Below are 12,429 nucleotides of genomic sequence, written 5' to 3' on the forward strand. Positions count from 1 at the left end.
GGACACGGGGGTTGCGGGGTCTCGCCATACGGATTCGGGCGAGGAGGCGTTACGTGACGCCGCGGTGCTACGCGGAGCGGTCCAGCGCGCGCAGGCTGCGGTCGGTGATGGAACGGGCGCCCCGGCCGACGGCGATGGTGCCGGACTGGACGAGTTCCTTGATGCCGAAGGGCTCCAGCATCTTGAGCATGGCCTCCAGCTTGTCGGCGCCGCCGGTGGCCTCGATGGTGACGGCCTCCGGGGAGACGTCCACGGTCTTGGCGCGGAAGAGCTGGACGATCTCCACGATCTGGGAGCGCGAGTCGTTGTCGGCCCGCACCTTCACCAGAACGAGTTCGCGCTGAACCGCCGACGCGGGGTCGAGTTCGACGATCTTCAGCACGTTGACGAGCTTGTTGAGCTGCTTGGTGACCTGCTCCAACGGCAGTTCGTCCAGCACGTTGACCACGATGGTGATGCGGGAGATCTCGGGGTGCTCGGTGGTGCCGACCGCGAGGGAGTCGATGTTGAAGCCGCGCCGGGAGAACAGCGCCGTGATCCGGGCGAGGACACCGGGCTTGTTCTCCACCAGGACGGAGAGGGTGTGCTTGGACATGGTCGGGATTCCTTCTCTCACGTGTCCGCGGTCGCTTCAGTCGTCCAGCTCGTCGCTGAAGTCCGGGCGGACGTCGCGGGCGGCCATGATCTCGTCGTTGGAGGTGCCTGCGGCGACCATCGGCCACACCATCGCGTCCTCGTGGACGATGAAGTCCACGACGACGGGGCGGTCGTTGATGGAGTTGGCCTTGGCGATGACCGCGTCCAGCTCCTCGGGGGTCTCGCAGCGCAAGCCCACGCAGCCCATCGCCTCGGACAGCTTCACGAAGTCCGGGACGCGGGTGCCGCGGTTCTGGATGGAGCCGACGCCCTGCGTGGAGCCGGGGACGTTCTCGGCGCCTGAGTGCAGCACGGTGTTGGAGAACCGCTCGCCGTAGAAGAGGTTCTGCCACTGGCGGACCATGCCCAGCGCGCCGTTGTTGATGATCGCGATCTTGATCGGGATGTTGTTGAGCGCGCAGGTGACCAGTTCCTGGTTGGTCATCTGGAAGCAGCCGTCGCCGTCGATCGCCCAGACCGTGGCGTCGGGGCGGCCGGCCTTGGCGCCCATGGCGGCCGGGACCGCGTAGCCCATGGTGCCCGCGCCGCCGGAGTTGAACCAGGTGGAGGGCTTCTCGTACTTGATGAACTGGGCGGCCCACATCTGGTGCTGGCCGACGCCCGCGGCGAACAGCGTGCCCTCCGGGGCGAGTTGGCCGATCCGCTCGATGACCTGCTGCGGGGACAGGCTGCCGTCGGAGGGCAGGTCGTAGCCGAGCGGGTAGGTGTTGCGCCAGAAGTTCAGGTGCTCCCACCAGCCGGTGTAGTCGCCCTTGTGACCGGCCTCGTGGTCGGCCTGGACGGCGACGATCAGATCGGCGAGCACCTCGCGGGCGTCACCGACGATCGGGACGTCCGCGACGCGGTTCTTGGAGATCTCGGCCGGGTCGATGTCGGCGTGCACGACCTTGGCGTACGGCGCGAAGGTGTCGAGGCGGCCGGTGACGCGGTCGTCGAAGCGGGCGCCGAGGGCGACGATCAGGTCGGCCTTCTGGAGCGCGGTGACCGCGGCGACGTCGCCGTGCATGCCGGGCATGCCGACGTGCTGCGGGTGGCTGTCGGGGAAGGAGCCGAGCGCCATCAAGGTGGTGGTGACGGGCGCGCCGGTCAGTTCCGCGAGGATGCGCAGCTCGCCGGTGGCGCGGGCCTTCATGACGCCGCCGCCGACGTAGAGCACGGGGCGCTTGGCCTCGTTGATCAGCCGGGCGGCCTCGCGGATCTGCTTGGCGTGCGGCTTGGTCACCGGGCGGTAGCCGGGCAGGTCCTGCTGCGGCGGCCAGGAGAACGTCGTCTCGTTCTGCATCGCGTCCTTGGCGATGTCGACCAGGACCGGGCCGGGGCGGCCGGTCGAGGCGATGTGGAACGCCTCGGCGATGGTGCGCGGGATGTCGGCCGCGTCGGTGACCAGGAAGTTGTGCTTGGTGATCGGCATGGTGATGCCGCAGATGTCCGCCTCCTGGAAGGCGTCGGTCCCGATGGCCTTGGCGGCGACCTGCCCGGTGATGGCGACGATCGGCACCGAGTCCATGTGGGCGTCGGCGATCGGCGTGACGAGGTTGGTCGCGCCGGGACCCGAGGTGGCCATGCACACGCCGACCTTGCCGGTGGCCTGCGCGTAGCCGGTGGCGGCGTGACCGGCGCCCTGCTCGTGCCTGACCAGGATGTGCCGGACCTTCGCGGAGTCCATGAGCGGGTCGTACGCGGGCAGGATCGCGCCCCCGGGAATGCCGAATACCGTGTCGGCGCCAACGGCCTCGAGGGAGCGGATGAGCGACTGCGCGCCCGTCATGCGCTCGGGGGTGGCTGCTGCGGCGGGAGCCGCGCTGCGGGTCCGCGGCTGCGGATGGTGGGACCCGTTGGCCTGCTCGGTCATCTGCGTTCTCTTCTCTCGAAGATGGGGGTGATGAGGGTTTTGTGGGGGTGTCCGACGGGGGCCGGACAACAAAAAACCCCTCGTGCCGTGAGGCAAGCGAGGGGAGCGCGTCGGTGCGTGTGCGAGGCTGTACGGCCTCGGTCAGCCGACGCGCTTTCCAAGTACGAGAATTCGGGTGCGCATGGCCTTGACCTTCCTCCCGGACCCCGGCGGGTGTCAAGCCGGTGGGACACGCGTCTCAGTATTTGAGCGACGCGAGGGCAGCGGAAGTCCGTTCGATGTGACCTGTTCACGGGGTGTTTCCCGCGGTACGGGATAGCCGCCGCGGGTCAGCGAGCCGCGCAGCCGGTGCTCGTCCAGCGGCCCCGAGAAGGCCATGCCCTGGCCGTGCGTACAGCCCATGTCGCGCAGGACGTGCAGTTGCTCGGGGCGGTCCACGCCGTCGGCGACGCTGCCCACGCCCAGGTCGTGGGCGATCCGCAGCAGACCGCGGGTGATCTTGTGCAGCCGGGCCGACTCCACGACGCCCTCCACGAAGCAGCGGTCGAGCTTGACGAGGTCGACGGGGAGTCTGCGCAGCGCGATGAGCGAGGCGTAGCCGCCGCCGAAGCCGCCGAGCGCGATCCGTACGCCCATCCTGCGCAGCGCCGACAGCCGCCGCTCCAGGTCGTCCAGGGCGATCCGGGGGTCGCCGCCCGCCAGCTCCAGGACGAGGCCGCCGGGGGGCAGTCCGTGCCGGGTGAGCATGGTCTCGATGCCGGACACGGGGAGGTCGCGGTGGAGCAGGCGGTGGGCGGGGAGCCGGACGGCGACGGGGACGGTGTGACCGGCCCCGTACCGCAGCGCCGCCTGCTCCACCGCCTGTTCCAGCAGCCACCGCCCCAGTTCTAAGGAACGGTCGGTGTCCTCGGTGGCGCGCAGGAATTCGGCGGGGGTGAAGAGGATGCCCTGCGCGGACCGCCAGCGGGCCTGCGCCTCGACGGAGGTGACCCGGCCGCTGTCCAGTTCCACCACGGGCTGGTGGAGCAGGGTGAACTCGCCGTCGTGCAGCGCCTTGCGGAGCCTGCCGGCCAGTTCGGTGCGGCGGACGACGTCGGCCTGCATCTGCGGTGCGTAGACCTCGACGCGGCCCTTGCCCGCCTGCTTGGCGCGGTACATCGCCAGGTCCGCGTTGCGCATCAGCTCGCCGGGGGTGGCGCCGGGTTCGGCGAAGGCGATGCCGATGCTGGCGGCGACCCGGACCTCGCCGCCCTCCACGCGGTACGGCTCGCAGAGCACCGACCGCAGGCGTTCCGCGATGTCGAGGATCTGGAACTCGCGCTCACGCGGGTCGGCGCTGGCGCCGCAGACCAGGGCGGCGAACTCGTCGCCGCCGAGCCGGGCCGCGGTGTCGCCGGAGCGCAGCGCGTCCCGTATCCGCCGGGCGGCCTGGACCAGCAGTTCGTCGCCCGCCTGGTGGCCGACCGTGTCGTTGACGGCCTTGAAGCCGTCGAGGTCGACGTAGAGCAGGGCGGCGTGGGCGTCACCGGCCCTCCGGCCGCTCAGGGCGCGGGTGACGCGCTCGGTGAACAGCGCGCGGTTGGGCAGGTCGGTGAGCGGGTCGTGCGAGGCGTTGTGCTGCAACTGGGCCTGGAGCCGGACGCGTTCGGTGACGTCCCGGCTGTTGAAGATCAGGCCGCCCTGGTAGCGGTTGACGCTGGACTCGACGCTGAGCCAGCAGTCGTCGGCCACCGAGCCGTCCTGGTTGCGGGTGTGGCCGGAGCGGATGCGGCACTCGATCCTGGTGGCGGGTTCGTCGCCGGGCGGCGCGGCGAGGAATCTGCGGACCTCGTGGACGACGCGTCCCAGGTCGTCGGGGTGGATGTGCGCGGCCAGTTCGGTGCCGACCAGCTCCTCCGGGTCGCGGCCGTAGACGCCCTGCGCGGCGGGGCTGACGTAGCGCAGCACTCCGGTGGGCGCGGCGATCATGATGACGTCGCTCGACCCCTGGACCAGGGAGCGGAAGTGATTCTCCTTCTGGGCCAGTTCCTGGGTGAGCGAGATGTTGTCGAGCAGCATGATGCCCTGGCGTACGACGAGGGCGAGGACGACGGTGCAGCCGGTGAAGAGGACGACGCGGTCGCACTTCTGGCCGGTGATCACGTTGTAGAGGATGCCGAGGGTGCAGACGGCGGCGGCCAGATACGGCGTGAGGGCGGCGAGCGAGCCGGTGACCTTGCGGGTCGCGGTGGCGGTGCGCCGCACCGGGTCGGTGCGGGTGCCGGTCCACGGCGCGTACGCCAGCAGCATGCTGCCCGCGAACCAGCCCGCGTCGAGGATCTGGCCCGAGCGGTAGTGCTCGCGCAGGATCGGCGAGGTGAACAGGGCGTCGCACAGCACGGTCATGGCGAGCGCGGCGATGGCGGTGTTGACCGCGGCGCGGTTGGCGGCCGAGCGCCGGAAGTGCAGGGCGAGCACCATGCTGACCAGGACGATGTCCAGCAGCGGGTAGGCCAGCGAGAGCGCCATGCGGGCGGTGCTCGGGCCGTCCCAGGCCGCGGTGTGGGCGAGCGCCAGGCTCCACGACAAGGTGAGCAGCGAGCCGCCGATCAGCGACGCGTCCAGCGCCAGGCAGACCCAACCGGCTCTGGTGACCGGGCGTTTGGCCAGGACGAGCAGGCCGATGATGGCGGGCGGCGCGAACATCAGGAAGCAGAAGTCGGCGGCGGAGGTCTGCGGCACCGGGCGGCGCAGCACCACCTCGTACCAGCCCCAGATGCCGTTGCCGAGCGCGACCATCGCGGAGGAGACCGCGAACAGCAGCCAGGCGGGGCGGTGTTGGCCGCAGACCTTGCGCGCGTAGACCAGCGAGGAGACGGTGGCGGTGGCCGCGGCGGCGGAGAGTCCGAAGTCGCCCATGACCAGGGCGACTTCGCTGGAGCCCCAGCCGAGCACGGCGCCGGTGGTGTAGCCGCCGCACAGGACCGCGACCAGGAGTTGGGGCAGCAGGCCCGCCCGGCCGCCGCGCGCCGAAGGGCGGGCGAGCACCGCCCCGGTGGAGCTCACCGTGCGGTCCGGTGTCGTCGGCGCGGGCCGAACGGCCGCGGTGTGCTGCTCAGTACGGCGCTCTGGGCCCGCGCGCTGGAGTGACCGGAGTGAATCCATCGGCCGTGCATCGCCCGTCGCCCCCCTTCACTTGCTCGTCGTTCACATCACCGTGGCCGTCCCTCCCGGCCCCGGTGAGTCCCCCGATCGGGACGATACACCAGATCCGTCACTCAGGGACATAGTTCCTCTACTCAGCGTAACCACAGGGAAGATGGCGGACGCGCGTGCGGTCGCCGCGTGCCGAAGGGCCGTCCTCCCCCGTGCTGTAGGCGTGCCCGTCCCGCATCACGCATACGCGTCGGCCGCGCCCCGACGGCCGTGCGCGGGACGTCTCGGTCCGCCCATCGGCCGGTCGGCCGGTCGCTCGGCCAGCCGGGTCAGCTCGTCGCGACGACGTTCTCCAGCGGTTCACCGGCCGCGAAGCGTACGAGCTGCTCGCGGATCAGCCGCTGGGCGCGCGGCATGAAGGCCGAGGTGCTGCCGCCCACGTGCGGGCTGATCAGCACGCCCGGCGCGTGCCACAACGGGTGCCCCGCGGGCAGCGGTTCGGGGTCGGTGACGTCGAGCGCCGCGGTCAGCCGCCCCGCCCCGGTCTCGGCGAGCAGCGCCTCGGTGTCGACGACCGGGCCGCGCGCCATGTTCACCAGCAGCGCGCCGTCCTTCATCCGGGCCAGGAACTCCGCGCCGGCCAGGCCGCGGGTCTGCTCGGTCAGCGGAGTGGTGAGCACCACCACGTCGGCGGACGGAAGGAGGCGCGGCAGCTCGGAGAGGGCGTGCACCGGTCCGCGCGGCGCGTTCCTGGCGCCGCGCGCCACCCGCACCACCTCGCACTCGAACGGGATCAGCCGCTCCTCGACGGCCGCGCCGATCGAGCCGTACCCGACGATCAGCACCTCGCGGTCGGCGAGCGCCGGGTAGAAACCGCCGTGCCACTCCTCGGCGTCCTGGCCGCGCACGAAGCGCGGGATGCCGCGCAGCGAGGCGAGGACGAGCGCGAGGGCGAGTTCCGCGGTGCTCGCCTCGTGCACCCCGCGCGCGTTGCACAGGCTCACGCCGGGCGGCAGTCGCTCCAGGTGCGGCAGGATGTGGTCCACTCCGGCGCTGAGCGTCTGCACGGCGCGCACCCCGGTCATCCGCGGCAGCGGCAGCGCTCCCGCGGTCGCGCCCTTCATGTAGGGGACGACGTAGAAGGCGGCGTCCGCCGGGTCGGCGGGGAAGTCGCCGTCACCGTCCCAGAAGACGTACTCGAAGGCGTCCGGCAGTCCGTCCACGCCCTCGGGCGGCACGGAGAGCCACACCTGGGGACGGCGGTCTCGGGTCATGTCGTTCATGGTCAGGAGGCTATGACACAGTGGGGCGGCGGCTGGGATCGGTCCGGCGGATCACGAACGGCCCTTTGAGGGAGGACGGTCGGGTGGAGCGCAGGACAATCGGTGCAGCAGCTCTCGAAGTGGGCGCCGTGGGCCTGGGATGCATGCCGATGAGCTGGGCGTACAGCACCTCGCGCCAGGACGGCGAGACGTCGCTGCGGGCCGTGCACACCGCGCTCGACACGGGTTCGACGCTGCTGGACACCGCCGACATGTACGGCCCGTTCACCAACGAGCTGCTGCTGGGGCGGGTGTTGAGGGAGCGGCGGCGCGACGCCTTCGTCTCCACCAAGTGCGGGCTGCTCGTCGGCGAGCAGCACATCGTCGCCAACGGCCGCCCCGGGTACGTCAAACGCGCCTGCGACGCGTCGCTGCGCCGCCTCCAGACCGACGTCATCGACCTCTACCAGCTCCACCGCGTGGACGCCGAGGTGCCCATCGAGGAGACCTGGGGCGCGATGGCGGAACTGGTCGCGGCGGGCAAGGTGCGGGCGCTCGGCCTGTGCGCGGTCGGCGCGCGCGGCAACCGCCGCACCGGCGCGCACCTGCACGACGAGACGATCCGGCACCTCGTACGCGCCCAGCAGGTCTTCCCGGTCAGCTGTGTGCAGGCCGAGCTGTCGGTGTGGGCGGCCGAGGCCCTGGAGTCGCTGCTGCCGTGGTGCGCGGCGCGCGGGATCGGCTTCATGGCCGCGATGCCGCTGGGCAACGGCTTCCTCACCGGCACGCTGACGCCCGGCGGCGGTTTCGAGCCGGACGACCTGCGCGCCCGGCATCCGCGCTTCACCGCCGAGATGATGGCCGCCAACCAGCCCGTGGTGGCCGGACTGCGCCGGGTGGCCCAGCGGCACGACGCGACCGCCGCCCAGGTCGCCCTGGCCTGGGTCCTCGCCCAGGGGCCGCACGTCGTGCCGGTCCCCGGCGCCAAGTCGGCCCGCTGGACGGCCGAGAACGCCGGGGCCGCGCGGCTGCGGCTGACCTCGGAGGACCTGTCGGAGATCGCGGAGCTGCCCGCCGCGCGCGGCTCGTGGGACTGACGCGGGTCTGCCGTGCGGCCCCGGCGGGTACGGGTGATCGGCGGGCGGGACGCCGCTCGCGTGTGATGTGCTGGGGCGAAACGAGGGAGTGAGCGCCGTGAGGTCTTGGAGCGCAGTGCGCCGCGGGCCGGTCCGCCGGACGGCGGCCGGGACTGTGGCCGCCGTGGCCGTACTCGTCCTCGGCGGCTGCTCGTCGGACGGCCCGAATCTCGTCACTCCCCGGCCGTCGGGCAGTGGCGCCTCGCCGTCCGCGACCTCCCCGAGCGGCGGCACGGCCGGGACCACCGCGCCGCCCACCAGCCCGTCGGAGTCCGCCGCGCCCGCCAAGGGCACCGCGAAGGTGACCGGCACCGTCGCCTCCGGGCTCGACACCCCGTGGGGCGTCGCGACGCTGCCGGACGGCACCATGCTGGTCGGCTCCCGCGACACCGGCCGGATCGTCCGCGTGGACCCGGTCAAGAAGACCACCAGCGCGGTCGGCACCGTGCCCGGCGTCCAGGCGGGCGGCGAGGGCGGTCTGCTCGGCCTCGCGGTCTCCCCCGACTTCGGCTCCGACCGGCTGGTCTACGCGTACTTCACGACCGCGTCGGACAACCGCATCGTCCGCATGCTGTACGACACCTCGCACGCCGAGGGCCAGCAGCTCGGCGCCCCCGACACGATCCTGCGGGGCATCCCCAGCGGCACCATCCACAACGGCGGGCGGATCGCCTTCGGCCCCGACAAGATGCTGTACGCCGGGACCGGCGAGACCAACCAGCGCGGGCTCGCGCAGGACAAGTCCTCGCTCGCCGGGAAGATCCTGCGGATGACGCCCGACGGGCAGCCGCCCAAGGACAACCCCACGCCCGGCTCCCTCGACTACTCCGACGGCCACCGCAATGTGCAGGGCCTGGCCTGGGACGACAAGGGCCGCCTGTGGGCGTCGGAGTTCGGCCAGGACACCTGGGACGAGCTGAATCTCATCGAGCCCGGCAAGAACTACGGCTGGCCGGTCGTCGAGGGCATCGCGCACCGCGCGGGGTACGTCGACCCCGTCGTCCAGTGGCACACCGACCAGGCGTCGCCCAGTGGGATCGCCTACGCCGCCGGGTCCATCTGGATGGCCGCCCTCCACGGCGCCCGCCTGTGGCGCATCCCCCTCGACGGCGTCCGCGCCGCCGCCGCGCCGCAGTCCTTCTTCACCGGCGCCTACGGCCGCCTGCGCACTGTCGTCGCCGCCGACGACGGCACCCTGTACCTGACGACCAGCAACACCGACGGCCGCGGCACCCCCGCCAAGGGCGACGACCGCATCCTGCACCTCACGGTGAGCTGACCCGCGCGGGCGGCGTCAGGACGCCGCCGGGGCGAAGAGGTTCAGCCGGTGGGCCAGCGCGGCGGCCTCACCGCGGGTGGACAGCGAGAGCTTGGCGAGGATGTTGGAGACGTGGACGCTCGCCGTCTTGGGTGAGATGAACAGGACTTCGGCGACCTGACGGTTGGTGAGGCCGTCGGCGACCAGGCGGAGCACGTCGCGTTCACGGGCGGTGAGCCCGAGGGATTCGACGGGGTCCGCGGCGGGGGGCGCGGGGCTGTCCAGGGGCAGGCGACCGCGCTGGGCCAGTCGGGTGATCCGGTCGCGCAGGGGGCGCGCGGCGAAGGCGTCCGCCGTCGCGTACGCCTGCGCGAGCAGGCACCCGGCCTCCTCACGGCCCTCGGGCCCCGCGGCCAGCAGCGCCTCGGCGTGCCGGTGGCGTACGGCGGCCAGTTCGTACGGCCGTTCCTGGCGGGCGAAGGCGAGCGCGGCGGCGGCCCACAGGTCGGGCTCCGTACGGCCTTCGGCGCGGGCCAGTTCGGCGTCGACCACCAGGGCGTACGCCTCGGCGAGCGGGGTCGGCCGGGACAGCTCGCGGGCGGCGGCGCGGATACGTTCCAGGACGCGCGGTTCGGCGGCGCCGTCGGCCTCGGCGGCGGCTCCCGCGGCGAGCAGGGGCCAGGCGAAGCGGGTGGTCCCGGTGGCGAAGCCGCTGTCGATCGCGCCGAGGAGTTCGCGGCGCGCGTCGTCGAACCGGCCCTGGGCCGAGGCCAGTTGGAGCGCCAGGGTGCGGCTCGGGATGAGGTGCTGCGGCTGCGTGTCGTGGAGGAGACCCGCCCGGGCGGCGGCCTGGTAGCGGACGGCGGCCTCGGTGTCGCCGAGCAGCAGAGCGAGGAATCCGTGGTGCATCTCGATGCCCGCGCGCGGATACGAGCCGTCGGCGTACCGCAGCGCCTCGGCGAGGGCGACGGCGGCCTCCGCGTACCGGCCGAGCGAGATCAGCGACTCCCCCTCGTTGGTGAGCAGCCACGAGCGGATGCCGAGCGAGACGCGCGCGCCGATCAGCCGCTGGCCCTCGCGGGCGACGGCGACGGCCTCGCGGGAGCGGCCCGCGCCCTCCAGGACGGAGGACAGATTGCCGTAGGTGCGGGCGATGGCGCCGGGCACCGCGTGGTCGCCGCTGAGCAGCCGCCGTACCTCCTCGACCTCCGCGATGCCGCCGTCGATGTCACCGCCGTCGGCCTGGAGCAGGCCGAGGGTGACGCGGGCGTGCAGTTCGGTGTCGCGGGCGCCGGCCTGCCGGGCGTACTCGACGGCGCGGCGCCCGATGTCGATGCCCTCGGCGCCGGATTTGTGCACCATGATCCAGCTCGCGATCATCGTGAGGACCTCGGCGTGCGCGGCGGACGGCGGCTGGCCGCGGACCAGTTCGCGGGCGCGCGACAGCTCGTCCCAGCCGTCGCCGCGGCCGAGCGCCTCGGTGACGCGGGAGCGCTGCGCCCAGAACCAGGCGGCGCGCAGCGGGTCGTCGCCGCTGTCGGCGCGGTCCATCAGCCGCAGTGCCCGCTTGGCCATCGCGTGCGCGCGTTCCCGCTCGCCGCCGAGCCGGGCGGCGACGGTGACCTCGGCGAGCAGGTCCAGCAGGCTCAGCGGGGTGTCGGGGTGGCAGCCGCACGCCGGGTACGCCTCCGCGTAGTCGGCGGGCCGCAGCTCGGCGCGGGTCTCCTCGGGGGCGTCGTCCCACAGTTCGAGCGCGCGCTCCAGCAGCCGGTACTGCTCGGCGTACGCGTGCCGCCGCCTGGCCTCGACGGAGGCGCGCAGGACGGCGGGCAGCGCCTTGGCCGGGTCGTGGGCGGCGTACCAGTAACTGGCGAGCCGCGCGGCCCGCTCGTCGGCGCGGACGAGCGTCGGGTCGGCCTCGACGGCCCGCGCGTACCGCCGGTTGATCCGGCTGCGCTCGCCGGGCAGCAGGTCGTCGCCGACGGCCTCGCGGACCAGGGAGTGCCGGAAGCGGTAGCCCTCACCGCTGTCGGAGGGCAGCAGGATGTTGGCGCCCACTGCGGTGCGCAGCGCGTCCAGCAGGGCGTCCTCGTCCAGTCCCGTGATGGCTTCGAGCAGCCGGTACTCCACCGTGCTGCCGCCTTCCGCGACGAATTTCGCCACCCGCTGGGCGTCGTCCGACAGCGCCTCGACGCGGACCAGCAGCAGGTCGCGGAGGGATTCGCTGATGCCGGTGGCGCAGCCGCGGGTGATGCTGCACGCCAGCTCCTCGACGAAGAAGGGGTTGCCGTCCGAGCGGGTGAAGACCTCGTCCACGACGGCGTCCGCGGGCTCCGCGCCGAGGATCGACGCGAGCTGACGGCGCACTTCGGCGCGGCTGAAGCGGGGCAGCTCGATGCGCTTGACGGTCCGCAGCCGGTCGGTCTCGGCGAGGAAGGGCCGCAGCGGGTGCCTGCGGTGGATGTCGTCGGCGCGGTAGGTGCCCGCGATCAGCACGCGGGCGCGCTGGAGGGAGCGGAAGAGATACGCCAGCAGCTCGCGGGTGGAGCGGTCGGCCCAGTGCAGGTCCTCCAGGACGACGACGAGCGTACGGTCGGCGCCGAGCCGTTCCAGCAGGCGGGCGGTGAGCTCGAAGAGGCGGACCCGGCCGTCCTCGTCGTGCGGGTCGCGCGGCAGGCCGCCGCCGGATTCGGCCAGCTCGGGCAGCAGCCGGGCCAGCTCGGCCTCCTGCCCGGCCGCGGCGGCCGTCAGCTCGGCGCCGAGCGCCCGGTACAGGGCGCGCAGCGCCGTCGAGATCGGGGCGAACGGCAGTCCGTCCGCGCCGATCTCCACGCAGCCGCCGACCGCGGTGACCGCGCCGGCCGCCCGCGCGGCGGCCACGAATTCCTCGGTCAGCCGGGTCTTGCCGACCCCCGCCTCCCCGCCGATCAGCACCGCCTGCGGCTCCCCCGCCGCCGCGGCGGCCAGCGCGGCGCCGAGCTTCGCCAGCTCGGCGTCACGGCCAATGAACTCGGGACTCAGCGACTGCGTCTGCACGCTGCCGAGCATCGCACGCCCACGCCTTCCCCCGACACCGATTACCCGGGCGGCGCCTTGCCCGTCCCTGCCGCCCGGCGCGGGAGAGGGGCC

Annotated in this window: 7 protein-coding genes; 2 read left to right on the top strand and 5 right to left on the bottom strand. The window is 73.0% G+C overall.

All coding sequences use genetic code 11. The annotated features are described in order from the left end of the window. Positions 1–67: 67 nt before the first annotated feature. The 4 genes from ilvN to ACIOC1_RS05760 all read right to left on the bottom strand — a co-directional run bounded on the left by ilvN (position 68) and on the right by ACIOC1_RS05760 (position 6,918). Positions 68–595, bottom strand: coding sequence for an acetolactate synthase small subunit (gene ilvN, locus ACIOC1_RS05745; RefSeq protein WP_188284938.1), 528 nt, complete (start codon positions 593–595; stop codon positions 68–70). A 36-nt stretch (positions 596–631) separates the two neighbouring features. Continuing rightward, positions 632–2,509: an acetolactate synthase large subunit gene (locus ACIOC1_RS05750; RefSeq protein WP_355348116.1), complete on the bottom strand. Its 1,878-nt coding sequence runs from the start codon at positions 2,507–2,509 to the stop codon at positions 632–634. 216 nt (positions 2,510–2,725) lie between these two features. After that, positions 2,726–5,554 carry a putative bifunctional diguanylate cyclase/phosphodiesterase gene (locus tag ACIOC1_RS05755; RefSeq protein ID WP_401852197.1) on the bottom strand — a complete coding sequence of 943 codons (2,829 nt, stop codon included), beginning with the start codon at positions 5,552–5,554 and terminating at the stop codon, positions 2,726–2,728. Positions 5,555–5,973: 419 nt separating this feature from the next. Continuing rightward, positions 5,974–6,918: an NAD(P)-dependent oxidoreductase gene (locus ACIOC1_RS05760; protein WP_391044844.1), complete on the bottom strand. Its 945-nt coding sequence runs from the start codon at positions 6,916–6,918 to the stop codon at positions 5,974–5,976. Between the two features lie 92 nt (positions 6,919–7,010). Between ACIOC1_RS05760 and ACIOC1_RS05765 the strand changes: the two genes are divergently transcribed. Both ACIOC1_RS05765 and ACIOC1_RS05770 read left to right on the top strand, forming a co-directional pair. After that, positions 7,011–8,003, top strand: a complete 993-nt coding sequence (locus tag ACIOC1_RS05765; protein ID WP_355348110.1) for an aldo/keto reductase — start codon at positions 7,011–7,013, stop codon at positions 8,001–8,003. Between the two features lie 163 nt (positions 8,004–8,166). Further along, positions 8,167–9,321 carry a PQQ-dependent sugar dehydrogenase gene (locus ACIOC1_RS05770; RefSeq protein WP_401852199.1) on the top strand — a complete coding sequence of 385 codons (1,155 nt, stop codon included), beginning with the start codon at positions 8,167–8,169 and terminating at the stop codon, positions 9,319–9,321. 15 nt (positions 9,322–9,336) lie between these two features. Here ACIOC1_RS05770 and ACIOC1_RS05775 read toward each other — a convergent pair whose 3' ends face one another. Further along, a complete protein-coding gene (locus tag ACIOC1_RS05775; RefSeq protein ID WP_401852202.1) occupies positions 9,337–12,348 on the bottom strand; it encodes an AAA family ATPase in 3,012 nt (1,003 codons plus the stop codon). Positions 12,349–12,429: the final 81 nt, after the last annotated feature.

It is taken from the genome of Streptomyces sp. NPDC088197, assembly GCF_044741185.1.
Taxonomy (GTDB): domain Bacteria; phylum Actinomycetota; class Actinomycetes; order Streptomycetales; family Streptomycetaceae; genus Actinacidiphila.

Bases quoted from the DNA above. Each gene is read 5' to 3' on its own strand.
- ACIOC1_RS05760 (WP_391044844.1), bottom strand. From the start codon at position 6,918: ATGACCCGAGACCGCCGTCCCCAGGTGTGGCTCTCCGTGCCGCCCGAG.
- ilvN (WP_188284938.1), bottom strand. From the start codon at position 595: ATGTCCAAGCACACCCTCTCCGTCCTGGTGGAGAACAAGCCCGGTGTC.
- ACIOC1_RS05750 (WP_355348116.1), bottom strand. From the start codon at position 2,509: ATGACCGAGCAGGCCAACGGGTCCCACCATCCGCAGCCGCGGACCCGC.
- ACIOC1_RS05775 (WP_401852202.1), bottom strand. From the start codon at position 12,348: ATGCTCGGCAGCGTGCAGACGCAGTCGCTGAGTCCCGAGTTCATTGGC.